This is a genomic window from Methylobacterium guangdongense, assembly GCF_038442355.1.
In the GTDB taxonomy this organism is placed as follows: Bacteria; Pseudomonadota; Alphaproteobacteria; order Rhizobiales; family Beijerinckiaceae; genus Methylobacterium; species Methylobacterium guangdongense.
The window spans coordinates 258,265-282,931 of the sequence record NZ_JBBXMX010000004.1; the positions used below are offsets into that span (position 1 = coordinate 258,265).

A 24,667-nucleotide genomic window follows, 5' to 3' on the forward strand; every position below is an offset into this window, starting at 1 on the left:
CTGGAACAAAACTGGAACGTGTCAAGTCTCGCGGGCGATGATCCCCAGTGTTCACCGCCCTACAGGTGCAGGCCTCGAGCTCAGGTCCGCCGCTGCGCCTGCCCGTCCTGCTCCTCGAAACCCTTGAGCATCTTGTCGAGCGTCAGCGGGTAGTCGCGCACCCGGATCCCGGTGGCGTTGTAGACGGCGTTGGCCAGCGAGGCGCCGGCTCCGCAGATACCGAGCTCGCCGAGGCCCTTGCTCTTCAGCGGGTTCGTCTTGTCGTCGAGTTCCGGCAGGAACACCGCGTCGATCTCGGGGACGTCGGCGTGGACCGGGACATGGTATTCGGCGAGATCGTGGTTGACGAAGTAGCTGTAGCGCGGATCGACCACCGCATCCTCCATCAGCGCGGCGCCGACCCCGAAGGTCATCCCGCCGATTGCCTGGCTGCGGGCCGTCTTGGCGTTGAGGATGCGCCCGCCGGTGAACACGCCGAGCATCCGCCTCAGCCGGATCTCGCCGGTATCGACATCGACACCGACCTCGGCGAAGTGGGCGCCGAAGGAGTATTGCGAGAACTTCTGCTTCATCTCGCCGGGCTTGATCTCGCCGGAGGCCTCCAGCCCGGATTTGGCGAGATCGGTCAGCGACTCCGTGCGGTTGCCGGACGTGACGGCGCCGTCCCGGAACGTCGCGCCCTCCGGGTTGAGGTCGCCGGCCTTGAGCAGGGCCTGCCGGAGGTTGTCGCAGGCGACGTAGAGCGCCGAGCCCGCCGATCCGGCGCCGAACGACCCCCCCGACCCGGAGGCGAACGGGAAGTCGGTGTCGCCCATCTCGACCCGCACGCGCTCGGGCGGCAGGCCCATCATCTCGCCGGCGATCTGGGTGAGGATCGTGTAGGTGCCGGTGCCCGGATCTGTCATGGCCATCTTCACGACCAGGATGCCGTCCGGCCCGAGCCGGACCTTGGCGGAAGACGGCATCAGCGGGTTGAGGCGGGCGGCCGCCGACATGCCCATGCCGACGAGCCAGTTGCCCTCGCGCCGCGAGCCCGCGGCCTGCCGCTTGTCCCAGCCGAACAGGCGCGCGCCCTCGCGCATGCAGGGCACGAGCTTGCGGGTCGAGAATGGCACCTTCTTCTCGGGGTCCTCGGCTGGCTCGTTGCGCACCCGCAACTCGATCGGATCGATCTTCAACTGCTCGGCGAGCTCATCCATCGCGCACTCGAAGGCGAGCTGGCCGACGGCCTCGCCGGGCGCGCGCATCGCCGAGGCGATCGGCATGTTGAGATTAACGAGCCGGTGGCGCGTCACGCGGTTCTGCGCCGCGTAGAGGGAGCGCGTGACGTTGGCCGAGGTCTCGAAGAACCCGTCGCCCTCGGCCGTGTCCGACCACGATTCGTGGCTGATCGCCGAGAGGCGCCCATCCTGATCGGCGCCGAGGCGGATCTTCTGGATCGTGTCGGTGCGGTGGGTGGCGACGTGGAATTCCTGCTGCCGGGTCAACGCGACCTTCACGGGGCGCTGGATCAGCTTGGACGCCAGGATCGCGAGCGTCGCCTCAGGCTGGACCTGGAGCTTCGAGCCGAAGCCGCCGCCGATGTAGGGGCTGACGATCCGCACCTTCTCGGGGGGCAGCTTCAGCACGGAGCCCAGGGATTTCTGCCCCCGGTTCAGCATCTGGTTGGCAGTGTAGAGCACCACTCCGTCACCCTCCCATGAGGCGATCGTGGCGTGCGGCTCCATCTGCGCGTGGATCTGATTCGGGGTGACGTACTCGACGTCGAGCTTCACGGGCGCCGCCGCGAAGGCGGCATCGAAGTCGCCGAGCTTGGAATCGGGCGGCGAATTGACCGGCTTCGGCTCGTAGGCCGAAGCGAGGCTATCCTTCAGAAGCCCCTTGGGCTTGGCCGCATCGTACCGGACCTTGACCAGCATGGCGGCAGCGCGGGCCTGCTCGAAGGTCTCGGCGACCACGAAGGCGACCGGCTGGCCGTAGAACTTGACCTCGGTGCCCTGGAGCTGCGGCCAGACCTGCTCCTTCTTCTCGCCCTGCTCGGGCACGTTCTCGTGGGTGAGAACCAAGATCGTGCCCGGCGCCTTGCGGGCGGCATCCGCGTCGATCGAGCGGATCGTGCCGGAGGCGATCGTCGCCGGCACGATATAGCCGTAGGCGGGGTTCTTGAGCGCGTGGGTTTCGTAGGCGTAGGGCGCGTGGCCCGTCACCTTGAGCTTGCCCTCGACCCGGCTCAGCGGCTTGCCGACGAGGCCGTCGGGACGGTCGTCGAGCGGCGTCCGGCCGATCGGCTGATTCATCTCCATGGGAACGGTCCTTGCCGGGATTTAAGCGCGGGTCGCCTGCGCCACGACGGCGCGCAGGGTCCGACGGGTCAGCGGGATCTTGAAGTCGTTGCTGCCGTAGCCGCGGGCGCCCTTGAGCACCGCATCGGCGGCGGCATCCGCCGAGCCGGTCTGCACCAGGGCCGTCTCGGCCTCAGCGACCCGCCAGGGCTTGTGGGCCAGCCCACCGAAGGCGAGGCGTGCGGCCTGCGGCTTGCCGCCGTCGCCGGCGATCACCGCGGCGACCGAGACGGTCGCAAAGGCGTAGGACGCCCGGTCACGGACCTTGCGGTAGATGTGCAGGCCGGGAACCGGCTTCGGCAGGGTCACCGCCGTGATGATCTCGCCCTTGCGCAGATCCGTCTCGATCTGCGGCGTGTCGCCGGGGAGCTTGTGGAAGTCGGCGATCGGGATGCTGCGTGCCTGCCCGTCCGGGTTCATTGTCTCGACGGTGGCGTCGAGGGCCCGCATGGCGACGTTCATGTCAGATGGGTTGGTGGCGATGCAGGCCTCGCTGGCGCCGACCACCGCCATGATGCGGTTGAACCCGCCGATCGCCGAGCAGCCGGAGCCGGGCTCCCGCTTATTGCAGGGCATAGCCGTATCGTAAAAGTAGTAGCAGCGCGTCCGCTGCAGCAGATTGCCGGCGGTGGTCGCCTTGTTGCGCAGCTGTCCGGAGGCGCCGGCCAGCAGCGCCTTCGCCAGCACGGCGTAGTCCTTCCGCACCCGCGGGTCGGCGGCGAGGTCGGAGTTGCGCACCAGCGCGCCGATGCGCAGGCCGCCGTCCTGCGTGGCCTCGACCTTGTCCAACGGCAGGCGGTTGACGTCGATCAGCGTCGCCGGGGTCTCGACCTGGAGCTTCATCAGGTCGAGCAGATTGGTGCCGCCCGCGATGAACCTGGCGTTCGGCCGCTCGGCCGCGAGCTTGGCGGCGTCCTGCACGGTGGTGGGACGCTCGTACGTGAAGGCCTTCATGTCCGGCCCCTCAGAGGTTGCTGGCGGCGGTGTCGCGGATCGCCGCGACGATGTTCGGATAGGCGCTGCAGCGGCAGAGGTTGCCGCTCATCCGCTCGCGAATCTCGGCGTCGCTGAGCGACGGGGTCGCGGCGACGTCCTCGGTGACGTGGCTCGGCCAACCGGCCTTAGCCTCGTTCAGCATGCCGACCGACGAGCAGATCTGGCCCGGCGTGCAGTAGCCGCACTGGAACCCGTCATGCTCCAGAAAAGCGGCCTGCATCGGATGCAGCTTGTCGCCGTCGGCGAGGCCCTCGATGGTCGTGACCTGATCGCCCTCATGCATGGCCGCCAGCGTCAGGCAGGAATTGATGCGGCGTCCGTCGACCAACACCGTGCAGGCGCCGCACTGGCCGTGGTCGCAGCCCTTCTTGGTGCCGGTGAGCGCCAGATGCTCGCGCAGGGCGTCGAGGAGCGTGGTGCGGGTATCGAGGACGAGATCATGCGGCTGGCCGTTGATGGTGAGCCGCACCGGCATGGTCTGCGGCGTGGGATCACCCGGCGCGGCTGCCGCGGGCGCCGGCCGAAAGCCCAGGGCGCCCAGCGCCCCGGCTGCGGCGCAGCCCTCCACGATGGCACGCCGCGTCAGGGCGAACGTCGACTTCGAGATCTCGTCGGTCATGCTGCTATCCCGCCGGGGCGCAGCGCGACACGGCGCGGCGCAGCCAGGTATCCAGCGAATCAACGCCGGCTTAGCGGTTTAGATCCGGTCCAGACTGCGCCCGTTCAGCGCGGGCGATCGGTCGGCCTCGGGTCCGCCGGTCGCGCGGTCTCGCTCGCCGGCTTCCTCATCGTGCGTCCAGCGACGACGGTGCGGCGGAACGTGTCGTGCTCAGGTCATTTGGGTTGATCGACACCCTTACTGAGGCTGCCCGCATGGCCGAAACCGCCCCGACCCTCGCCCTCAACGACGGGCGCCGCATCCCGCAGATCGGCTACGGCTGCTGGCAACTCTCGGATGCGCAGGCGCCCGACCTCGTCGGCCAAGCGCTCCAGGCCGGCTATCGTCTGCTCGACACCGCCGCGGCCTACGGCAACGAGGCCGGCGTCGGCCGCGCCATCCGCGACGCGCAGGTCCCGCGGGACGAGATTTTCCTCACCACCAAGCTCTGGAATGACCGCCAGGGCCGCGACGAGGCGCGGCGCGCGTTCGATGAGAGCCTGAAGCGACTCGGCCTGCCTTACGTCGATCTCTACCTGATCCACTGGCCGTGCCCGCAGCGGCGCCTGTTTGTCGAGACCTGGAAGACTCTGATCGAACTTCAAAAGGAGGGCCGCGCGAAGTCGATCGGCGTCTCGAACTTCACGGCCGAGCACATCGCCACGCTGGTGGCGGAGACCGGCGTCACCCCGGCCGTAAACCAGATCGAGCTGCACCCGCATTTTCAGCGCAAGGCGCCGCGCGCCGACGACGCCCGTCACGGGATCGTGACCGAGTCGTGGAGCCCGCTCGGTCAGGGCAAGGAGCTGAACGACCCGGCCATTCTCGCGATCGCGAAGGCGCACGGAAAAACCGCCGCCCAGGTGATCCTGCGCTGGCAGGTGCAGATCGGCTGCGTGGCGATTCCGAAGTCGGCGCGGCCGGAGCGCATCCGCGAGAACATCGCACTGTTCGACTTCGAACTGTCGCCTCAGGAGATGGATCAGATCGCCGCCCTCGACCGGCCCGACGGCCGCATCGGGCCGGATCCCGCCACCTTCTGCTGAGCCGATCGCCTCCCGCGGTGCACCATGACACCGCGTCGCAAAACATTTATGCTCAGAGCTAGCATATCTAGACAGGCGTCCCCGGCCCCCATAAGTTAGGCGGCACAATGCTCAAACTGAGCATAATGGAGGACGCCATGGCGGCGACCGTTGCACCCGTCTCCCGCACGCCCATCCCCGGCCTGCCGCTGCCCGATCTCTACGCCCGCGTCAGCCGGCACGTCCCGGCGATCGAGTGGCCGGCGCTCGCCCCCGACATCGAGGCGATCCTGCGCCTGAAGCGGGAGCGCAACGCCGTAATCCTGGCGCACAACTACCAAGCGCCGGAGATCTTCCACACGGTGGCCGACATCGTGGGCGACAGCCTCGCACTGGCCCGCGAGGCGGTGACCGTCGACGCCGACGTGATCGTGCTGGCGGGCGTCCACTTCATGGCCGAGACGGCCAAGCTCCTGAACCCGTCCAAGACGGTGCTGATTCCCGACATGGGGGCGGGCTGCTCGCTGGCCGATTCGATCACTGCCGCCGACGTGCGCGGCCTGCGGGCGAAGTACCCGGGCGTGCCGATCGTGACCTACGTCAACACCTCGGCGGCCGTGAAGGCCGAGTCGGACCTGTGCTGCACCTCCGGCAATGCCGTTGCGGTGGTGAAGTCGCTGAACGCCCCCCGGGTGCTGATGATCCCGGACGAGTTCCTCGCGCAGAACGTCCAGGCCGAGATCCCGGAGGTCGAGATCCTGACCTGGGCCGGCCACTGCGAGGTGCACGAGCGCTTCACCCCGGCCGATATCCGCGACGTCCGCGATAGCTACCCCGGCGTTACGGTGATCGCGCATCCGGAATGCCCGCCCGACGTGGTGGCCGAGTCGGACTTCTCGGGCTCCACCGCCATGATGATGGACTTCGTCGTCGAGAAGCGGCCGAAGCAGGTGGTGCTCGTCACCGAATGCTCAATGGCCGACAACATCGCGGCCCAGAACCCGGACATCGAGTTCATCAAGCCCTGCAACATGTGCCCGCACATGAAGCGGATGAGCTTGGCGAACATTCGGCGCTCGCTCGAGACGATGACCCACGAGGTCACGGTCGATCCGGCCCTCGCCGACCGCGCCCGGGCGGCGGTGGTACGCATGCTGCAGGTGCGCACGCGATGAACGCCATCTCCCCCAACGCGGCCGACCGCGTCGTCGTGGTCGGCGGCGGCGTCGCGGGCCTCAGCGTCGCGCTGCGCCTTGCGCCCCGTCCGGTGACCCTGGTCACCGCCTCGGCGCTCGGGCTGGGAACCGCGACCGGCTGGGCCCAGGGCGGCATCGCCGCCGCGATGGGCGCCGACGACGCGGCCGGCCTCCACGCCGCCGACACCGAAGCCGCCGGCGCCGGGCTGACCGAGCCCGACGTGGCGCTCCGGGTCGCCCAGGAAGGGCCGGCCCTGATCGACTGGCTGGTGCGGATCGGCGTCCCGTTCGACCGCAGGGATGATGGCACGCTGGCCCTCGGACTCGAGGCAGCGCATGGCCGCCGCCGCATCGTCCGCTCGGGCGGCGACGCCACCGGCGCCCGCGTGCTCGAAGGGCTGGTGCGGGCCGTGCTGTCGGCGCCGTCGGTGGAGGTCGTCGAGGCGCGTGCCTGCGACCTGCTGCGCGATACGAACGGGGCCGTGGCCGGCATCGTCGCCGAGCGCGACGGCGCCCGGTTCCGCATCCCGGCCCGCGCGGTGGTGCTCGCCACCGGCGGCGTCGGCGCCCTCTACGCGGCGACCACCAACCCGCCGGGCGCCGTCGGCCGCGGGCTCGCGCTCGCCGCCCGCGCCGGGGCGGTGATGCGCGACATGGAATTCGTGCAGTTCCATCCGACCGCCATCGCGGCTGGTGCCGACCCGATGCCGCTTGCCACCGAGGCCCTGCGCGGGGAGGGCGCCCGGCTGATCGACGAGACCGGCGCCGCCGTGATGGCCGGCATCGCGGGCGGCGATCTCGCCCCGCGCGACGTGGTCGCCCGGGGCATCTTCCAGGCGCTGCAGCGGGGCCGCACGGTCTATCTCGACGCCCGGGGTACGCTCGGCGCCGCGATGCCGACGCGCTTCCCGACCGTGGCGGGGCTCTGCGCCGCCGCCGGCATCGACCCGGCGGTGCAGCCGATCCCGGTCCGCCCGGCGGCGCACTATCACATGGGCGGCGTGAAGGTGGATGCGCACGGCGCCACCTCGGTGCCGGGTCTCTATGCCTGCGGCGAGGTCTCCTCGACGGGACTCCACGGCGCCAACCGCCTGGCCAGCAACTCCCTGCTGGAGGGCTTGGCCTATGCCCGCTTCATCGCCGAGGAACTCGACGCGCCGCCGCCCGCTGCCATCGTGCCGGAGGCCGCGTCGGTGCGGGCCGGCAGCGACCTGCCGGCGCTTCGGGCGCTGATGGAGAGCAAGGTCGGCGTCGTGCGTGACGCTGCCGGGCTCGCCGAGGCCGTGGCTTCCCTGGAACCGAAGGCGGAGACCTGCGACGCCGCCCTGGTGGCCCTGCTCATCGCCCGCGGTGCGCTCGACCGTCACGAGAGCCGTGGAGCCCACTGGCGCAGCGACTTCCCCCACCTCGCCCCGCCCGCGCACACCGAGACCACGCTGGCCGACGTGACCGCCGCGCGCCGCGCGCCGTCGTCTGCCGAGAAGGCGCTGACACCATGACCCAGTCGGTTCTCTCCGAGGAGATCCTGCCCCTGCCGCGCCTCCTGGTGGAGCCGGTGGTCCGCGCCGCCCTGCTGGAGGATCTCGGCCGGGCGGGCGACATCACCACCGACGCCATCGTGCCCCCGGGCGAGCGGATGCGCGGCGTGATCGCCTCGCGCCAGGGCGGCGTCATCTCCGGCACCGACGCCGCCGCCATCGCGTTCGCGCTGGTCGATCCGGCCGTGACCGTCACGGTCGAGCGTGGCGACGGCGCCCGCGTGGCGCCGGGGGACGTGGTGCTGCGCCTCGAAGGCCCGGCCCGGGCGATCCTCACCGCCGAGCGCGTGGCCCTCAACCTGCTCTGCCGGATGTCGGGCGTGGCCACCGCGACCCACGGCCTCGTCGAGGCGGCGCGTCCGCACGGCAAGGCCTCGATCGTCTGCACCCGCAAGACCACGCCGGGCCTGCGCGCCCTGGAGAAGCACGCGGTGCGCGCCGGCGGCGGCTCGAACCACCGCTTCGGCCTCGACGACGCGGTGCTGATCAAGGACAACCACGTGGCGGTGGCGGGCGGCATCGTCCCGGCGATCGAGCGGGCCCGCGCCCGGGCGGGCCACCTGGTGAAGATCGAGTGTGAGGTCGACAGCCTGGAGCAGCTGGAGGAGGCCCTGTCGATCGGGGTCGACGCCGTGCTCCTCGACAATATGGGCCCCGACCAGCTTACCCGCGCGGTGGCGATGATCGACGGCCGCGCCCTCTCGGAGGCCTCAGGCCGGATCACCCGGGAGACGGTGGGGGCGGTGGCGGCCTCGGGCGTCGACCTGATCTCCTGCGGCTGGATCACCCACTCGGCGGCGATCATCGACCTCGGGCTGGACGCCGCCTGAGCGACCGTCGGGGCTGACGTCCGACTGTCATCACGTTCGGGTGACAAGTCTTTGGCGTGGTCGCTCGGGTGATACCCTGAGTCTATCGCCGCGCGAGGAGCTTGCTAAGGTTTCGCGCGACAGCGACGCCATCGACTGGACCCGCCCGTGAGCCAAGCCCTGAACCCTGCGGCTGCCCCGGCGGTCGATCTGCCGGCCGCGCGCGTGCCACGCAAGCCCGGGGCTGTCCGGCATGGACCCGGCGCGGCGCTGATGCTCGGTGCGCTGGGAGTCGTCTACGGCGATATCGGAACGAGCCCGCTCTACGCGTTCAAGGAGGCCGTGAAGGCCGCCACCAGCGGCGGCGCCTCGGTGCCGGCGGCGGCCACCGGCGCGGTGTCGCTGATCCTGTGGTCTCTGATCCTGATCGTGTCACTCAAATACGCGGTGCTGATCCTGCGCGCCGACAATCGCGGCGAGGGCGGCATCGTCGCCATGCTGGCCTTGCTCGGCGCCCGACAGGCGCGGCCCGGCAGCTGGAAAGCTTTGCTGCTGGTGGTCGGGCTGGTGGGGGCAGCCCTGCTCTACGGCGACGGTGCGATCACGCCGGCGATCTCGGTGCTGTCGGCGATCGAGGGTCTGAAGGTCGACGCGCCCTCGCTCGGGCCGTACGTGGTGCCGATCACGATCGTGATCCTGGTCGGGCTGTTCCTCGTCCAGCACAAGGGCGTGGCCGCCATCGGCCGGGTGTTCGGGCCCGTGATGCTGGTCTGGTTCGTGGTGCTGGTGCTGCTCGCGATCCCCAGCATCCTGCGCACGCCCGAGATCCTGGCCGCGGTCAATCCCTGGCGGGCGGTCGACTTCCTGCTCCATGCCGGATGGCACGTCAGCTTCCTGATGCTCGGTGCGGCGTTCCTGGCGGTGACGGGCGGCGAGGCAATGTACGCCGATCTCGGCCATTTCGGCGCCCCGGCGATCCGGATCGCGTGGTTCGCCCTCGTGCTGCCGGCGCTGCTGATCCATTATTGCGGGCAGGGCGCGCTGGTCATCGCGGATCCGGGCGCGATCGAGAACCCGTTCTATCTGCTCGCGCCCGACTGGGCGCATTACCCGCTGGTGGCCTTGGCCACGATGGCGACCGTGATCGCTTCGCAGGCCGTGATCTCGGGCGTCTACTCGCTGACCCAGCAATCGATCCAGCTCGGCTTCATGCCGATGATGCGGGTGGTCCACACCGATCAGGACGAGCGTGGCCAGATCTACGTGCCCGGCGTCAACTGGCTGCTCGCCGCCGCGACGCTCACGGCGGTCGTGGTGTTCGGCTCCTCCGATGCGCTCGCCGGGGCCTACGGCATCGCGGTCTCGGCGCTGATGGGCATCACGACGCTGCTCGCCGCTTTGATCGCGCTCCGCTGGGGCTACAACCCGATCCTGGTCTTCGCGGTAAACGGGTTCTTCCTCATCATCGACGCCGTGTTCTTCGCCGCCAACAGCGTGAAGCTGTTCGAGGGCGGCTGGTTTCCCCTGCTGCTCGCCGGCGCGGTCGCGTTCCTGATGCTGACGTGGATGAAGGGCAACCACGTCCTCGAATCCGTGCGGCAGACCATGCGGATGTCCGAGGCGAGCTTCCTCGGCCAACTCGCCACCCACCCGCCCGTGACGCTGCCCGGAACCGCCGCCTTCCTCACCGCCGCCACGGAGGGCATCCCGATGGCGCTCGGCCGCCTGCTGGAGCGCAGCCGCTGCCTGCACGAGCGGATCCTGCTGATCACCGTGCTCTACGAGGAGGAGCCCGTCATCCCGGCGAGCGAGCGGGCGCAGGTGACCCTGGTGGCGCAGGGGATCCGCAAGGCGATCTCGAAATACACCCCCGGCATGGAGCGCGTCGTCCTGCGCTACGGCTTCATGCAGACCGCCTCGATCCCCGAGGGACTGCAATGCGCGGTGGCGAGCGGCCTGCTGCCGCCGGAATATCTCGAGGACATGACCTACTTCGTCGGCCACGAGGTGGTGATCCCGTCGCCGACCCATCCCGGCATGGCGCCCTGGCGGGAGGGCCTGTTCGCCTTCATGAAGCGCAACGCCGAGCGCACCGGCGCCCATTTCGGCCTGCCGACCCGGCAGATCGTGGAGGTGGGGACCGAAATCGAGATCTGATCGAAAGCAGCACGCAAGAACCTGTTGCAAAGCCGGGCATCGGGGGCGGGAGTCGCCCGCCCTCCGCATTGAAAACGGCCGCGTTCGCCAGCATATCGCCACCGCGCATTTTCCCCACAGCGGAGGCATCACCCGTGAGCGAGACGATCGAGCGGCATGAATTCGGGGCGGAGGTGGGACGCCTCCTCGACCTCGTCGTGCACGCGCTCTACTCCGACCGCGAGATCTTCCTGCGCGAACTCGTCGCCAACGCGGCCGACGCCATGGACCGGCGGCGGTTCGAGGCCCTGACCTCGGCGGCGAGCGCCCTGCCGCCGGACGCCAAGGTCCGCATCGCCCCCGACAAGGAGGCGCGGACCCTCACCGTCTCGGATGCCGGCATCGGCATGACCAAGGAGGATCTGGCCACCAACCTCGGCACCATCGCGCGCTCCGGCACGCGGGCCTTCTCGCAGACGCTCGAATCCGCCAAGGTCGAGGACCGGCCGAGCCTGATCGGCCAGTTCGGCGTCGGCTTCTACTCGGCCTTCATGGTGGCCGACCGGGTCACCGTCACGTCGCGCCGCGCCGGCAGCGACGAGGCCTGGACCTGGGCGTCGGAGGGGCAGGGCAACTACACGCTGGAGCCCGCCACGCGGTCCGAGCCCGGGACCGACATCGTGCTCCACCTCAAGGCGGATGCCGACGAGTATCTGGAGCCGTACCGGCTCGACCATCTCGTGCGGAAATGGGCCGACTTCATCACCGTGCCGATCGCGGTGGTGCGCGACGGCAAGGACGAATCGGCCAACCAGGGCACCGCCCTCTGGCGCAAGCCGAAATCCGAGGTGACCGAGGAGCAGTACGAGGAGTTCTACCGCTCGATCGGCATGAACTTCGACAAGCCCTGGGCGACGCTCCATTGGCGCGCCGAGGGGCAGCTCGAATTCTCAGCACTCCTGTTCATCCCGGGCTCGAAGCCGTTCCAGGCGCTCGACAACGAGCGGCAGAGCAAGGTCCGCCTGCATGTCCGGCGGATGTTCATCACCGACGAGGCCGAGCTGCTGCCGCCGTGGCTGCGCTTCGTCCAGGGCGTGGTCGACACCGAGGACCTGCCGCTCAACGTCTCCCGTGAGATGCTGCAATCGACGCCGGCGCTGGCGCGGATCCGCCGGGCCGTCACCGGCCGGGTCGTGTCCGAACTCGCCACCCGCGCGAAGGACGCCGAGGGCTACCAGTCGTTCTGGGAGAATTTCGGCCCTGTCCTCAAGGAGGGCATCTACGAGGATTTCGAGCGCCGGGGCGAGATCGCGCCCCTGCTGCGCTTCCGTTCCTCGGCGGTCGAGGGCTGGACCTCGCTGCCCGACTACGTGTCCCGCATGAAAGACGGTCAGGAGGCGATCTACTACCTCGTCGCCGACGATGCCGAAGCGCTGAAGTCATCGCCCCAGCTGGAGGGCTTCAAGGCGCGCGGGCTGGAGGTGCTGCTCCTCTCCGATCACGTCGACGCCTTCTGGCCGGACCAGCTCGGCACCTTCGAGGAGAAGCCGCTCCGGTCGATCACCAAGGGCGGGCTCGACCTCTCGAAGTTCGCCCTGGAGGGCGAGCAGCCGGAGGCTCCCGAGGGCATCGACGCCTTCGTGGCCGCCGTGAAGACGGCGCTCGGCGGCGAGATCTCGGACGTGCGCACCACCGACCGGCTGGTCGATTCGGCGGTCGTGCTCTCGGCCGGGACCAGAGGCCCCGATCTGCAGATGCAGCGGCTCATGCGGCGCGCGGGACGCGCGGGCGCCGGGCAGCCGGTGCTGGAGATCAACCCGCGCCACCCGCTGATTCGCGCGCTTGCCGCGGCGCCCGAATCGGAGGTGCCGCAGGCGGCCGGGACGCTGCTCGACCTCGCCCGCATCCAGGACGGCGACAGTCCGCGCGATCCGGCGGCCTTCGCCCGCACCGTGGCGGCGGCCCTGGCCGCGGCCCGGGGCGCCTGAGGCGCAGCACCGGTCCGGCCTCGCGGCGTGTGTCGGCGCACATGCCGTGAGAACTTCGATAAGTCCGGTTGATCAAACGGAAATGGTCAAGCCATAACTTCGCCACCGGTCGGGAGCATTGCCCGGCCGGTGGCGCGGGCGCGGTGGGGGCCGCAGGCGTCTGATCCGATCCCTTTCGCGCGCGGACTGCCGCGCCTCACGGACGCTGCATGAACCCGGTCGAGGCTGAAGCCGGCACCAGACAGGCGGTCGCGGCGGCGCGGACCCGGGCCCATGCCCGGGCGTACCGCCACAGCGGCCGCGTGCGCACGATGCGCCGGCTGATCCCGGTGGCGGCCGGCGGCTCGGTGGCGCTGCTCCTCGCCTACCTGTTCAATCCCTTCGCGGCCACGCTTCCGGGCGTCTCGGTCGGCCAAGTGACGCTGGCGGGCTCGAAGGTCCGCATGGAGAATCCGCGCCTTGCCGGTTTCCGCCAGGGCACCCGCGGCTACGAGGTGACGGCCGATGCCGCCCTGCAGGACGTGCGCAAGCCCAGCCTGATCGAGCTGCAGCAGATGCGCGGCCATATCGCCACCGACGACAACGGCGGCATCGCCCGGCTCTCGGCCACCTCAGGCCTGTTCGACAGCGCCCGCGAGGCCCTCGACCTCAAGGACGACATCCGGATCTGGACCGACAAGGGCGAGGAGGCGCGCCTGCGCTCCGCGGCCGTGACCTTCAAGACCGGTTCGATCACGTCCCAGGAACCCGTCACCGTGTCGAGCCCGCGCGCGACCGTGAACGCCGATACCCTCGACGTGGTCGAGAGCGGCAAGCGAATCTCCTTCGTGGGCAACGTCCACGTGGTGATCGTCGATGCGGACCAGGGCGGCGGGCCGCACGACGGTCCGGCTGAGACATCGGCCCTGCGCATCCAGACCTCGGACGCACAGCCCGCGGACGGTTCGCGATGAGCGCCCCCCGCACCCTGGCCGCTGCCCTCGCGGCATGCCTGCTGCTCGCCGCGCCGGCGCTGGCCGAGAAGCCGGCGGCCCGGAAGGATTCGCCCTTCGGCAATATCGGCGGCAGCGGCAAGGACCCCATCAAGATCGATGCCGACCGGCTCGATGTGTTCGACCGGGAGAACAAGGCGATTTTCGCCGGGAACGTCGTGGCCGTGCAGGGTGAGAGCACGATCCGGTGCTCGACCATGACGGTCTATTACAAGCGCGGCAAGGACGCGCCGGGCAAGGACAAGGGTGACGCCAAGGGTGAGGGCACCGAAGCGGCGGCCCCGCGCAACCCGGCCGAGAACGGCATCCAGAAGGTCGATTGCGCCGGCCCGGTGACAGTGGTGCAGAAGGATCAGGTCGCCACCGGCGACCACGCGGTGTTCGATCAGGACGCCAAGCGCATCGTGCTCACCGGCAATGTCGTGCTGAGCCAGTGCCAGAACGTCACCCGCGGGCAGCGGCTCGTCTACGACATGAATTCCGGCCGGGCCAACATGGACCCGGTGGCCGGCGGCCGCGTCTCGGCCCTGTTCGTGCCGGGCGAGAAGGCCGACGCCCGGGACGGCAAGGCCAAGGGCTGCGCCCCGCCGCCGCCCAAGCCGAAGGCGCAGGTCGATTGAGCGGCGCCGTGGCGTTCCAGGCGAGCCCGCAGGAGCCGGCGGCCCGGGCCGGCTGGCTCGGGCGCCTGTTCGGCCGGCGGTCGCGCCCGCCGGATGGGGCCGCGTCCGAGGACCCGTCCGTGGCCGACATGGGCGGACCGGGCATCCTCTGCGTGCGCGGCCTGCGCAAGAGCTACGGCGCCCGCACCGTGGTCCACGAGGCGGGCTTGACCGTCCGCACCGGCGAGGCAGTCGGATTGCTCGGGCCCAATGGCGCCGGCAAGACCACGATCTTCTACATGATCACCGGACTGGTGGCGGCCGATCGCGGCGACATCACCCTCGACGGCCTGCCGATCACCCACCTGCCGATGTATCAGCGGGCGCGGCTCGGCATCGGCTACCTGCCGCAGGAGGCCTCGATCTTCCGGGGCCTGAGCGTGGAGGACAACATCCGCGCCGTGCTGGAGGTGGCCGAGCCGAACCGGAAGGAGCGGGCGCGCAAGCTCGATTCCCTGCTGGAGGAGTTCGACATCGCGCGCCTGCGCAAGTCGCCCTCGATCGCGCTCTCGGGCGGCGAGCGGCGGCGCTGCGAGATCGCCCGGGCGCTCGCCTCCTCGCCGACCTTCATGCTGCTCGACGAGCCGTTTGCCGGCATCGATCCGATTGCGGTCGGCGACATCCAGGATCTGGTGAAGCACCTGAAGCAGCGCGGCATCGGCGTGCTGATCACCGATCACAACGTGCGCGAGACGCTGGGCCTAATCGACCGCGCCTACATCGCCCATTCCGGCCGGATCCTCACCGAGGGGACGCCGGAGGAGATCGTGGCCAACCCCGAGGCGCGGCGGCTGTATCTCGGCGAGGATTTCAGGCTTTAAGCTTGCCGCCGCGCCCGCGGGGCCGGGTGAGCGATTGCTCACCCCTTCCAGTTCTTCAGCGCCGCGAACGGGCTATCCGACCCTGCCGGCTTCTCCGGGTTCAGCACCGGCTCCACCTGCGCGATCGCGTCCGTCATCGAGAAGGCTGAGCCGCTCTGCAGCCGCCCGCCCGCGGCGTCCCGATGGCCGCCGCCGCGGAACAGGCGGGCGCCGTCGAGCGCGGTCCCGTCGTTCGAGCGGAACGACAGCGTGCCCATCCGCTGGACGTTGACCACGCGCTTCGCCCGGCCCGCATCCATGATCAGGTCGGAGACCCGCTGGAACGTGCCCGAGTCGAGGGCGAAGGATAGGAGCGTGCCGTCCTTCAGCGGGCGGAACAGGGTGTCCGAGCGGGCGAGCGCCCGGGCGAGGCGCATGCGGGTGGTGAGCGCAGGGTCGTCGTCCGGCGCCTCGCGGAGCAGCGCATCGACCACGCCGGTGCGGATCGCCGTGGCCCGCTGCTCCAGCTCGGCCGGGCTCGCCCCCGTCCGCAGGATCTCGGCCGCCGCGAGCAGGATGTCGGACACGAACCGGTCGTGCCAGGGATGCCCGACCGGGATGAAGCTCGACACCGTCTCCCAGAACAGCTCGTCGAGCGCCAGACCGCCCCGGAAGGCGGGGCTTTCCTTGCGCCAGAGGTCGAGGGCGTCGACCGCCGCCAGCAGGCTCGACAGGTCGGCCGCCGGCTCGTGCGTCGCAAACAGCGCCCGATGCTCGAAGGTCATCCGCGTGGCGCAGAGGTCTTCCTCGATCAGCACGGACATCTCGGGATCGCCGAGGTCGACCCGGTTGAGGCCGGATCTTGCCGGGTCCGCGGCCGGCTCCAGGCCGAGGCGCCGCAGCTGGTCGAGGGACGAGGCGTGGTGATCGAGGACGACGAGGCGGTGTTTCCGGCCCTCCTCGCGGCGCTTGTTGAGCGCGGCGAACTTCTTCAGGCCCGCGATGGTCTGCTCCTCGAGGCCGAGGTCGGTCATCAGCAGGATCTCACCCTCGCTTGCCCTGCCGAGGCGCTTGATCTCGTCCTCGAGGACCGGACCGACATCGCTGTAGCGCGGCACGTGGACGACGCGCTCGACCGACGCGCAGGCAGCCGCCACCGTGGAGGCGCCGTAGCCGTCGAGGTCGTGATGGGTGATCTGGATCAGGCGCACGCGGAGCTGTCTCGAAGGGTGACGGAGGAGGGCGGTCTACGACGGCGAGGCCTCAGAGGCGAGGGGTGGCTCTTCCGTCCGGCGGGGTTCGGTGCAGAATGCCCGCGGGCCGCCATTGAGTCGCAAACGACCGGGTGGCCCCGGAGCCCCGAATGGGCCCGTCATCCCGGAGGAACGCCATGGCCCTGGCCGCTTCACCGCGCGTCAAGCGCATCCAGTCCGTCTCGCTCGCGCTGCTGGTGACGGCCGGGGTCGTCAACTACGTCGACCGTGCGACGCTGGCGGTGGCCAATCCGCTGATCCGGGAGGATCTCGGCCTCTCGATCCCCGATATGGGCCTGCTGCTCTCGGCCTTCCTGTGGGCCTACGCCTTCGCACAGCTGCCGGCCGGCGCCCTGGCGGACCGACTGGGCCCGCGCCTGACGCTCACCCTCGGCCTGACCTGCTGGTCCTTCGGACAGATGCTCGGCGGCGCCGTGAGCTCGTTCTGGCAGTTCATCAGCGCGCGCATCGTGCTCGGCATCGGCGAGGCGCCGCATTTCCCGACCTGCGCCCGCGTCTCCCGCGACTGGTTCAACATCCGCCAGCGCGGCACCGCCACCGGGATCTGGAACTGCGCCTCCTCGCTGGGCACCTTCATCGCCCTGCCGCTGCTGACCTTCCTGATGGTGAGCTTCGGCTGGCGGGCCATGTTCGTCATCATGGGGGCGGCGGGGCTGGTGCTCGCCGCGATCGTCTACGCGGTGTTCCGCAATCCCCGCGAGTCGAACCTGACGCCGGCCGAGCGTGCCTTCCTGGAGGAGGGCGATGCCCCGAACGCGAGCCGGCCGGTCACTTGGAGCGCGTGGCGGCGGCTGTTCGGCTTCCGCACCAGCTGGGGGATGATCGTCGGCTATTTCGGCTGCATCTACATGACATGGCTCTACACCGCGTGGCTGCCGAGCTACCTGGAGATCGAGCGGCATTTCACCCTGCAGAAGACCGGGCTCGTCGGCTCGATCCCCTTCGCGTTCGGCGTGATGGGCGGCATCCTGGGCGGCCGGGTGGTCGACATGCTCGTGCGCCGCGGGGTCGATCCGATCCGCAGCCGCAAGATCCCCATGGCGGCCTCCCTGGTGGCGACCGCCGCCTGCACGGTGGTGGCGGCGCTCACCCCGAGCGACACGCTGGCCATCGCCTGCATCTCGGCCTCGCTCTTCCTCGTCTACATGAGCTCCTCGGCCGCCTGGGCGATGGCCTCGGTGGCGGCGCCGGCGAGCTGCACCGCCTCGCTCGGCGCGATGCAGAATTTCGGCGGCTACATCGGCGGAGCGCTGGCGCCGATGGTGACGGGGTACATCGTCGGCGGGACGGGTCACTTCTCGATGGCGTTCATCACCGGCGCGGTGATCGCCCTGGTGGCCGCCCTCGGCTATTGGACCCTGATCCAGGACCCGATCGCCGACGAGGATCCGGTTGAGGGGTTTACGGGTAACCTGCGCCCCGTCGCGTAGGTTCGGATCGCACGCCGACCGGGCGCGTAGCCTGTGCCCCGACGCGCTGGCCGAGGATCCCGTAGAGCCGGTGAACGCCGTCAGGCCTCGGCGATCTCGGCAACGGGTGCGACGTCTGCCGCATCGTCGGCGACGACGCAGCCGATCGTTTGCACCAGCGGCAGGCGCATCCGGAAGTGCAATCCGTCGGCCTCGAAATCGAGCGCGGTCCGGGCCTCGAACTCATAGGGCAAGGTTTCGGACAGCACCTCCGTGCCGAATCCGCGCCGGCTCGGATCGCCCAGTGCGACGCCACCCCGCTCCTTCCACTGCAGCTGGAGCATCGTCCCGGCCTCACCCGACGATTGGACCGCCCATCGGACGTCGACACGACCCTGCGGCAGGGCGAGCGAGCCGTGCTCGACCGCGTTGCTCGTCAATTCGTGGAGCGCCAGCGCCAGGACCAGCGCCGCGTTCGGCCGGAGCCGCACCCGCGGGCCGGCGATCGTGGCCTGCTCGCCCTCCCGTACGAGGTGGAACATCAGCTCGTCCGAGATCAGGCTGTGCAGGTCCGCCTCGCCCACGACGCCCGTGGCGGCCTGCACGCGCATCACGGCGCCGAAGCGACCATCGAGATGCGCCACATAGTCCTCGACATCGCGGGCTTTCTCGGCGGAGCGGTGCATGATCGTGCGCATCATCGCCATGGTGTTGCGCAGGCCGTGACGCAGGCTGTCGGGCGCCCCCGCCGCATCCAGCAGCCGGCGCAGGCGCGCGTTGTCGGCTTCCAGGGCAGCGAGCCGATCCTCCAGATCACCTGGATCGGTCATGGCGGCACTCCGCAGATGTCCGTGTCTGCCCACTCTTACGGGTCGAGGAGTATCGTTCAAGTCTTCGGCACGGCCACGCCATCGGAACCGGCCGGTCAGGGCATCGAAGATGCGTTGTGAGCGATCGAGTGACACCAGCCCGCCATCTCGTAAGCGGTGACCGCGTCAGCGGGCTTCAGCGGGAGCGCATCGGCCACCGCCCGGGAGGGCCGTTTTCCGCGCCCGTTCGAATCCGACATCTCCGAGGTATGGGATGCGCTCGCCCTGCCGGTTTCGGATCAGATCGCGTAGCTCGCGGTGAAGACCCGGACAACCTCATCGACATGACCCTCGATCTGGCCCGCGTCGATGGCGAAGCGGTTCGGGGTAAACAGCATCACCGGTATGAATTTGCCCACGATGCTGCCCGTGAAGATTTCCGCCGCCCGGGCCGGATCGTCGCCCGTGAAGGTGCCGCGCGTCCGGGCCTCCGTCAGGTAGGCGGTGAGCTTCTGGAGCGTCCGGCCCGGCGCCATCGCGTAGAACGCCTCGCCGAGGGCCGGATGCCTGTGAGTCTCGTTCACGATCATGCGAGCGAGGGCGGCCACGGTCGGGCTGCACATGATTTCCAGCAACGCAATACCGACCGATCGTAGGACGTCCGGAAGACGTCCGTCGCTTTCAAGACTCGCGTCGAGGGCCTGTCGAACGTGGTTGTTGCGGTTGTTCACCACCTCGATGAACAGCTCTTCCTTGCTGCCGAAGTGGCGATAGAGCGTCTCTTTGGAACACTCGGCCGCCCAGGCAACGCTCTGCATCGTCGTCTCGGCGAAGCCATGCTGAAGGAATACCTGCTCGGCGGCCTGCGCGATCTCGGCGCGCCGCCGTGCCCCGCGTGGAATCGGTCCGCGCGCAGCCTTCCGGTCCATCCCCGCGGCGCTTGACATCGACCCTTCACCCCCGCACATCCGAACCGCCGGGTTCGGTTATGTCGATCGTCCATACGGCAAGCGGACCGCGCGATCGAGTGTTCCCACCGGCTGCGCGCCCGGCAGGGTGTGCGAATTCGAGTCATGACCGACGACGATGCGGGCGGCCGCCCGCGCTCCTCCGGACGGCCGCGCGACCGCCGCGACTACATCGAACTTGGATCCGACACCGACGAGCAGGGGCGTCGCGCGGCGCGCGCATCCGATGGCGCGGAACGCCGCCGCTCCGGCGATATCGGGGGGGCGTTCGACGACGAGCCCGAACGCGACCGGCGGGAGAGCCGCGAAGACGGTCGTCAGGACACGCGACAACGGAACCGCCGGGAGGCCGGTCGCGACGACGGGGGTCACCCGGAAGAGGACGGGCAGCGCAGGTCCCGACAGGACGAGGAGCCCCACCGGAAGGAGGGGTCGGGCAAGCCGAACGGCGACGGGGCTTCGGACAAGGAACAGGGAACCGGCAAGGATCAGGGCAAGGATCAGGGCAAGGATCAGGACGCCGAACGCCGCCGCAAGCGCCGGCCCATCGTGTACGGCATCGCCGCCGTCGTCGTCGTGCTGATGATCGGCGGTGGTCTGTACTTCTGGCTGACGACCCGTGGCAAAGCCTCGACCGACGACGCCTATACCGACGGCAACATCGTCAGCATCGCGCCGCAGGTGGCCGGGCAGGTCGTCACCCTCGACGTCACCGACAACCAGTTCGTCCACAGGGGCGATCCGCTGTTCCACATCGATCCCCGGCAGTACCTCTACCGGCAGGAGCAGGCGCAGGGTCAGCTCGATTCGAACAAGGCCCAGATCGCCAACCAGACGCTCGGCGTCCAGATCGCCCGGAAGAACTTTCCGGCCGCCCTGTCGCTCGCGCAGGCGAACCTCGCCTCCGCCAAGGCGAACCTCGCCCTGCAGCAGGCGAATTACGACCGCCAGAAGAGCCTGCCGAAGCTCGCCACCACCCAGCAGGATGTCGACACGACGGCGGCGAACTACCAGCAGGCGAAAGCGCAGGTCGAGCAGGCCGAGGCCCGGGTCATCCAGGCGACGCCGGTCCAGCAGAATATCGGCCAGTCCGAGCAGCAGCTCGACCAGCTCGAGGGGCAGGCCGAGCAGGCCAAGGGCCAGCTCGACCAGGCGGTTCTGAACGTCGAATGGAGCGTGGTGCGCGCGCCCCAGGACGGCTGGGTGACCAAGCGCAACGTCAATGCCGGCGACTACCTCACGGCGGGCCAGCAGGTGATGTCGCTGGTCACCACCGATGTCTGGGTCACCGCCAACTTCAAGGAGACCGAGCTCGACGGGATGCGACCCGGCCAGCAGGTCACCATGACGGTGGATGCCTACCCCAACCTCGACCTGCACGGGCACGTCGACTCGATCCAGCGCGGATCGGGCTCGAAATTCTCCGCCTTCCCGGCCGAGAACGCCACCGGCAACTTCATCAAGATCGTCCAGCGCGTGCCGGTGAAGATCGTGATCGATTCCGGGCTGCGGAAGGACGAGCCGCTGCCCCTCGGCATCAGTGTCGAGCCGACGGTGATGCTCAAATGAGCGGCGACCCGAACCAGGGCTGGAAACCGGCCTACAACCCGTGGCTGATCGCCATCACGGTGACGCTCGCCGCCTTCATGGAGATCCTCGACACCACGATCGTCAACGTGGCGCTGCCCTACATCGCCGGGTCGCTCGCGGCCTCCGGCGACGAGGCGACCTACACGCTCACCGCCTACCTCGTCGCCAACGCCATCGTGCTCACCATCGCGGGTTGGCTCTCCGACACGATCGGGCGCAAGCGCTACTTCCTGGTCTGCATCGCGATGTTCACGGTGTCGTCGTTCCTGTGCGGCATCTCGCAGAGCCTCGGGCAGATCATCGTGTTCCGCCTGATGCAGGGCTTCTTCGGCGGCGGCCTGCAGCCGAGCCAGCAGGCGATCATCCTCGACACCTTCCCGCCCGCCAAGCGCGGGGCGGCCTTCGGGGTGACCGCGGTCGCCACCATCGTGGCGCCCGTGCTCGGGCCGACGCTCGGCGGCTACCTGATCGAGCACCTCGATTGGCGCTGGATCTTCTTCGTCAACGTGCCGGTGGGCATCGTGGCGGTGATCGCCAACGCGTTCCTGGTGCAGGATCCGCCCTCCGAGCAGGAGAAGCGCAAGACCGGGCGCGGCATCGACTATATCGGGCTGGCGCTGATCGTGATCGGCATCGGCTGCCTGCAGATCGTGTTCGACCGCGGCGAGGACGATGCGTGGCTCGCCTCGCCGTTCATCCGGACCATGTCGGTCATCGGTTTCCTCGGCGTGTTCGGGGCGATCTGCTGGCTGCTGACGGCGAAGAAGCCGATCATCAACCTCGACGTATTCAAGGATAAGAACTTCGCCATGGGCTGCGTGCTCATCGGCGCCATGGGCTTCGCGCTCTACGCGAGCGCCGTGGTCATCCCGCAATTCGCGCAGAATGTGCTGGGCTACACGGCCCTGAAATCCGGCCTGATCCTGTCGCCGGGCGGGATCGTGGTGATCATCCTGATCCCGATCGTCGGCCAGCTCATGAAGGTCGTGCAGACGCGCTTCATCGTCATGTTCGGCTTCGCCCTGATGGCCGGGGCCCTGTTCTACTCGAGCCGGCTCGCCCCCGACATCGACTACAAGACGCTCGTGCTGATGCGCTCGCTCCAGACCGCCGCGCTCGGCTTCCTGTTCGTGCCGATCTCGACCATCGCCTACCTGACCCTGCCGCAGAAATACCGCAGCGACGGCGCCGCCCTGTTCTCGATGTTCCGCAACGTCTTCGGCTCGCTGGGGATCTCGCTCTCGACCGCGGCCATCACCGAGCGCACCCAGGCCGATCAGGCGCATCTGTCGGGGTTCATGACGCCGCTGCGCTATGGCTACAACACGCTCATCCAACAGAGCGAACACACACTCCGGTCGCTGGGCCGTGCGGCCTCCACGGTGCACCAGCAGGCCGTGGCGCACACCTATCAGACCTACATGAAGCAGGCGCAGGTCCTCGCCTACAGCAACGTCTTCCAATACACCGCCATCATCGCCCTGATGGTCGTGCCGCTGTGCTTGCTGATCTCGGCCAAGACCGCGCAGGGCGGCGGGGGTGGACACTGACATGACCTCCCGCAGCACCCCGTCGTTGCGCGGCGGCATGGTCCGCGCGCTGTCCTGCCTCGCCCTGTCGGCTGCGTCGGCCTGCACGGTGGGCCCGAACTTCCTGCCGCCGGCCGCGCCGCTCACGGAGTCGAGCGACTACCTCGACACCGGCCTGCCGGCCCGGACCCCGCTGCGGCTCCTCGCCCGCACCAGCCCGGAGGAGCCGGCGGTGGCGTGGTGGCTCGCCTTCCGCGATCCGGTCCTGGCATCCCTGGAGGAGCGCGTCGCCGCACAGAACCTCGACGTGCAGACCGCGACGGCCCGCCTGTTCCAGAGTCGCGCCCAGCTCGGCACCGCGGCGGCGGCCGGGCTGCCGACCCTCAACGGCCAGGGCAGCGCCTACCGAGAGCAGTTCAGCAAGAACGGGACGATCGGCCTCCTGTCCAACTCGCTCGGCGGCCTCACGGGGGGAGGCGATCCGACGGCGCCGCTCACCAACGGCTTCGAGAGCTACACGCTCGGCTTCGATGCCTCGTGGGAACTCGACCTCTGGGGCAAGGTCCGCCGCTCCGTCGAAGCCGCCCAGGCGCAGGCCGACGCCGCCGCGGAGCAGCGGCGTGACGCGCTGGTGTCGAGTCAGGCCGAGCTGGCGCGCGACTATGTGCAGTTGCGCGGCACGCAGGAGCAGATCCGGATCGACCTCGCCAACATCAAGGTGAACGAGCAGATCCTCGATGTGGTGCGGATCCGCCAGCAGCGGGGGCTCGTCACCGGCCTCGACACGTCGAACGCCGCCCAGCAGGTCGAGGCGATCAAGGCGCAGTTGCCGCAACTGCAGCAGCAGGCGGTCCAGCAGATCAACGCCATCGCGCTGCTCCTGGGCGAGCCGCCGCTTGCCCTCTCGCAGGATCTGGTGACCGGCCGGGCGATCCCGCCGGTGCCGCCCCGGATCCCGGTAGGCGTGCCGTCGAGCCTCGTGCTGCGCCGCCCGGACATTCGGCGCGCCGACGCCAACCTGCACGCTGCGGTCGCCGAGATCGGGGTTGCCGAGGCGCAGTTCTTCCCGAGTGTGACGCTGACGGCGAGCCCGGTCGTCAACGCCATCGATCCGGCCAAGATCTTCCGGGGCTCGTCCCTGCAATACATGAATATCGGGCCGTCGATCTCCATCCCGCTGTTCGAGGGCGGCCGGTTGAAGTCGAATCTGGTGCTCCAGCGCGCCCGTCAGCAGGAGGCGGCGATCGCCTACCAGAAGGCGGTGCTCCAGGGCTGGCACGACGTCGTCAATGCGCTGGCCGCCCTGAAGGGCGACGAGGGCCGACGGGCGCGGCTGGCGCGGCAGGTGGCGGATGCCCGGCAGGCGCTGGCGCTGTCCCGGGCGCGTTACACGCAGGGCGTCGAGATCTTCACGACGGTCCTCCAAGCCTCGCAGACCGTGCTGCAGGCCGAGACCAATCTCGTCCAGGCGACGGCCGCGATGTCGACCGACTTCGTGGCCCTGTCGAAGGCCCTCGGCGGCGGCTGGCAGGCGACCTTTCCGGCCGGCCGCACGCCGCCGCTCGACCTGTCGCGGGTTTCGATCCCGCCGTCCGATCTCACGCAGGCCGGGGGCGGCGCGCCGACCCCTTGAGCGCCGCTCCGGTCTGTCAGGGGCGGCGGCCCGGCCGACAAAGCCAACCGGACGCGAAGTCCGCGCACCCATGTCCCGCCCTTAGGCGCGGAGGCTGGACTTAGAGGCACGTGTCCTCGCCGACGTTGCTCTGTAGGGTGACGCTGGCGCTCCGACCCGTTCACCCTGCGATTGCCGACGTCGTGGAGCCCCGGGCGTGAGCCGCCGTGGCCCCCACAGGGCCCCGCGTTCGTCTGGTGTGACGCTCTACAGAACGTCGGAATGCCGAGACGCTACGGCGAGGACGCTCGCGCGTGGCGCCAACTGCATAAATTCT

19 protein-coding genes are annotated in these 24,667 nt (G+C 69.6%); 13 read left to right on the forward strand and 6 right to left on the reverse strand.

Going from position 1 to position 24,667, the window contains the following annotated elements; translation table 11 throughout:
- Nucleotides 1-80: 80 nt before the first annotated feature.
- From AAHG09_RS11070 to paoA, 3 genes are read right to left on the reverse strand one after another with little or no spacing between them, the layout of a single operon-like run.
- Nucleotides 81-2,303, reverse strand: a complete 2,223-nt coding sequence (locus tag AAHG09_RS11070; RefSeq protein ID WP_342107161.1) for a xanthine dehydrogenase family protein molybdopterin-binding subunit — start codon at nucleotides 2,301-2,303, stop codon at nucleotides 81-83.
- A 21-nt stretch (nucleotides 2,304-2,324) separates the two neighbouring features.
- Nucleotides 2,325-3,296 (reverse strand): FAD binding domain-containing protein, encoded by a 972-nt coding sequence (locus AAHG09_RS11075; RefSeq protein ID WP_342107163.1) that lies wholly within the window; start codon nucleotides 3,294-3,296, stop codon nucleotides 2,325-2,327.
- Nucleotides 3,297-3,306: 10 nt separating this feature from the next.
- Nucleotides 3,307-3,957: an aldehyde dehydrogenase iron-sulfur subunit PaoA gene (gene paoA, locus AAHG09_RS11080; protein WP_342107165.1), complete on the reverse strand. Its 651-nt coding sequence runs from the start codon at nucleotides 3,955-3,957 to the stop codon at nucleotides 3,307-3,309.
- Nucleotides 3,958-4,211: 254 nt separating this feature from the next.
- Here paoA and AAHG09_RS11085 point away from each other — a divergent pair, with 254 nt between their 5' ends.
- From AAHG09_RS11085 to lptB, 9 genes are all read left to right on the forward strand, one after another.
- Nucleotides 4,212-5,042 (forward strand): aldo/keto reductase, encoded by an 831-nt coding sequence (locus tag AAHG09_RS11085; protein ID WP_342107166.1) that lies wholly within the window; start codon nucleotides 4,212-4,214, stop codon nucleotides 5,040-5,042.
- Between the two features lie 137 nt (nucleotides 5,043-5,179).
- On the forward strand, nucleotides 5,180-6,196 hold the full coding sequence (gene nadA, locus AAHG09_RS11090; protein WP_342107168.1) for a quinolinate synthase NadA: 1,017 nt from the start codon (nucleotides 5,180-5,182) through the stop codon (nucleotides 6,194-6,196).
- On the forward strand, nucleotides 6,193-7,716 hold the full coding sequence (locus AAHG09_RS11095) for an L-aspartate oxidase (protein WP_342107170.1): 1,524 nt from the start codon (nucleotides 6,193-6,195) through the stop codon (nucleotides 7,714-7,716). Before nadA ends, AAHG09_RS11095 begins: the two co-directional genes overlap by 4 nt.
- Nucleotides 7,713-8,585, forward strand: coding sequence for a carboxylating nicotinate-nucleotide diphosphorylase (nadC, locus tag AAHG09_RS11100; protein ID WP_342107172.1), 873 nt, complete (start codon nucleotides 7,713-7,715; stop codon nucleotides 8,583-8,585). Before AAHG09_RS11095 ends, nadC begins: the two co-directional genes overlap by 4 nt.
- Before the next feature lie 147 nt (nucleotides 8,586-8,732).
- Nucleotides 8,733-10,721: a potassium transporter Kup gene (locus AAHG09_RS11105; protein ID WP_412760016.1), complete on the forward strand. Its 1,989-nt coding sequence runs from the start codon at nucleotides 8,733-8,735 to the stop codon at nucleotides 10,719-10,721.
- A gap of 134 nt (nucleotides 10,722-10,855) precedes the next feature.
- Nucleotides 10,856-12,688: a molecular chaperone HtpG gene (gene htpG / locus AAHG09_RS11110; RefSeq protein WP_342107174.1), complete on the forward strand. Its 1,833-nt coding sequence runs from the start codon at nucleotides 10,856-10,858 to the stop codon at nucleotides 12,686-12,688.
- A gap of 209 nt (nucleotides 12,689-12,897) precedes the next feature.
- Nucleotides 12,898-13,641: an LPS export ABC transporter periplasmic protein LptC gene (gene lptC, locus AAHG09_RS11115; RefSeq protein ID WP_342107175.1), complete on the forward strand. Its 744-nt coding sequence runs from the start codon at nucleotides 12,898-12,900 to the stop codon at nucleotides 13,639-13,641.
- Entirely contained in the window at nucleotides 13,638-14,300 is a 663-nt protein-coding gene (locus tag AAHG09_RS11120) for an LptA/OstA family protein (protein ID WP_342107176.1), read from the forward strand. The genes lptC and AAHG09_RS11120 overlap by 4 nt, the downstream gene beginning before the upstream one ends.
- Complete coding sequence (lptB, locus tag AAHG09_RS11125) at nucleotides 14,297-15,160, forward strand: LPS export ABC transporter ATP-binding protein (protein ID WP_412760017.1); 864 nt, start codon at nucleotides 14,297-14,299, stop codon at nucleotides 15,158-15,160. The genes AAHG09_RS11120 and lptB overlap by 4 nt, the downstream gene beginning before the upstream one ends.
- 38 nt (nucleotides 15,161-15,198) lie before the next feature.
- Here the strand turns inward: lptB and AAHG09_RS11130 are convergent, their stop codons facing one another.
- The gene (locus AAHG09_RS11130) at nucleotides 15,199-16,350 is read right to left on the reverse strand and encodes a dimethylmenaquinone methyltransferase (RefSeq protein ID WP_342107178.1); all 1,152 of its coding nucleotides are present in this window, start codon (nucleotides 16,348-16,350) and stop codon (nucleotides 15,199-15,201) included.
- A gap of 179 nt (nucleotides 16,351-16,529) precedes the next feature.
- Here AAHG09_RS11130 and AAHG09_RS11135 point away from each other — a divergent pair, with 179 nt between their 5' ends.
- Nucleotides 16,530-17,843 carry an MFS transporter gene (locus AAHG09_RS11135; protein WP_342107179.1) on the forward strand — a complete coding sequence of 438 codons (1,314 nt, stop codon included), beginning with the start codon at nucleotides 16,530-16,532 and terminating at the stop codon, nucleotides 17,841-17,843.
- 80 nt (nucleotides 17,844-17,923) lie between these two features.
- On the opposite strand, the gene AAHG09_RS11140 is transcribed toward AAHG09_RS11135, so the two are convergent.
- Both AAHG09_RS11140 and AAHG09_RS11145 read right to left on the reverse strand, forming a co-directional pair.
- Nucleotides 17,924-18,652 (reverse strand): HWE histidine kinase domain-containing protein, encoded by a 729-nt coding sequence (locus AAHG09_RS11140; RefSeq protein WP_342107180.1) that lies wholly within the window; start codon nucleotides 18,650-18,652, stop codon nucleotides 17,924-17,926.
- A 278-nt stretch (nucleotides 18,653-18,930) separates the two neighbouring features.
- Entirely contained in the window at nucleotides 18,931-19,578 is a 648-nt protein-coding gene (locus AAHG09_RS11145; protein ID WP_342107182.1) for a TetR/AcrR family transcriptional regulator, read from the reverse strand.
- 126 nt (nucleotides 19,579-19,704) lie between these two features.
- Between AAHG09_RS11145 and AAHG09_RS11150 the strand changes: the two genes are divergently transcribed.
- The 3 genes from AAHG09_RS11150 to AAHG09_RS11160 are packed head-to-tail and all read left to right on the forward strand — an operon-like array spanning nucleotide 19,705 to nucleotide 24,351.
- The gene (locus AAHG09_RS11150; protein WP_342107184.1) at nucleotides 19,705-21,168 is read left to right on the forward strand and encodes an efflux RND transporter periplasmic adaptor subunit; all 1,464 of its coding nucleotides are present in this window, start codon (nucleotides 19,705-19,707) and stop codon (nucleotides 21,166-21,168) included.
- Complete coding sequence (locus tag AAHG09_RS11155) at nucleotides 21,165-22,739, forward strand: DHA2 family efflux MFS transporter permease subunit (protein ID WP_342107185.1); 1,575 nt, start codon at nucleotides 21,165-21,167, stop codon at nucleotides 22,737-22,739. Before AAHG09_RS11150 ends, AAHG09_RS11155 begins: the two co-directional genes overlap by 4 nt.
- Before the next feature lies 1 nt (nucleotide 22,740).
- Nucleotides 22,741-24,351, forward strand: a complete 1,611-nt coding sequence (locus AAHG09_RS11160) for an efflux transporter outer membrane subunit (protein WP_342107186.1) — start codon at nucleotides 22,741-22,743, stop codon at nucleotides 24,349-24,351.
- Nucleotides 24,352-24,667: the final 316 nt, after the last annotated feature.

Bases quoted from the DNA above. Each gene is read 5' to 3' on its own strand.
- AAHG09_RS11070 (WP_342107161.1), bottom strand. From the start codon at position 2,303: ATGGAGATGAATCAGCCGATCGGCCGGACGCCGCTCGACGACCGTCCC.
- AAHG09_RS11075 (WP_342107163.1), bottom strand. From the start codon at position 3,296: ATGAAGGCCTTCACGTACGAGCGTCCCACCACCGTGCAGGACGCCGCC.
- paoA (WP_342107165.1), bottom strand. From the start codon at position 3,957: ATGACCGACGAGATCTCGAAGTCGACGTTCGCCCTGACGCGGCGTGCC.
- AAHG09_RS11085 (WP_342107166.1), top strand. From the start codon at position 4,212: ATGGCCGAAACCGCCCCGACCCTCGCCCTCAACGACGGGCGCCGCATC.
- nadA (WP_342107168.1), top strand. From the start codon at position 5,180: ATGGCGGCGACCGTTGCACCCGTCTCCCGCACGCCCATCCCCGGCCTG.
- AAHG09_RS11095 (WP_342107170.1), top strand. From the start codon at position 6,193: ATGAACGCCATCTCCCCCAACGCGGCCGACCGCGTCGTCGTGGTCGGC.
- nadC (WP_342107172.1), top strand. From the start codon at position 7,713: ATGACCCAGTCGGTTCTCTCCGAGGAGATCCTGCCCCTGCCGCGCCTC.
- lptC (WP_342107175.1), top strand. From the start codon at position 12,898: ATGAACCCGGTCGAGGCTGAAGCCGGCACCAGACAGGCGGTCGCGGCG.
- AAHG09_RS11120 (WP_342107176.1), top strand. From the start codon at position 13,638: ATGAGCGCCCCCCGCACCCTGGCCGCTGCCCTCGCGGCATGCCTGCTG.
- AAHG09_RS11135 (WP_342107179.1), top strand. From the start codon at position 16,530: ATGGCCCTGGCCGCTTCACCGCGCGTCAAGCGCATCCAGTCCGTCTCG.
- AAHG09_RS11140 (WP_342107180.1), bottom strand. From the start codon at position 18,652: ATGACCGATCCAGGTGATCTGGAGGATCGGCTCGCTGCCCTGGAAGCC.
- AAHG09_RS11145 (WP_342107182.1), bottom strand. From the start codon at position 19,578: ATGTCAAGCGCCGCGGGGATGGACCGGAAGGCTGCGCGCGGACCGATT.
- AAHG09_RS11150 (WP_342107184.1), top strand. From the start codon at position 19,705: ATGACCGACGACGATGCGGGCGGCCGCCCGCGCTCCTCCGGACGGCCG.
- AAHG09_RS11155 (WP_342107185.1), top strand. From the start codon at position 21,165: ATGAGCGGCGACCCGAACCAGGGCTGGAAACCGGCCTACAACCCGTGG.
- AAHG09_RS11160 (WP_342107186.1), top strand. From the start codon at position 22,741: ATGACCTCCCGCAGCACCCCGTCGTTGCGCGGCGGCATGGTCCGCGCG.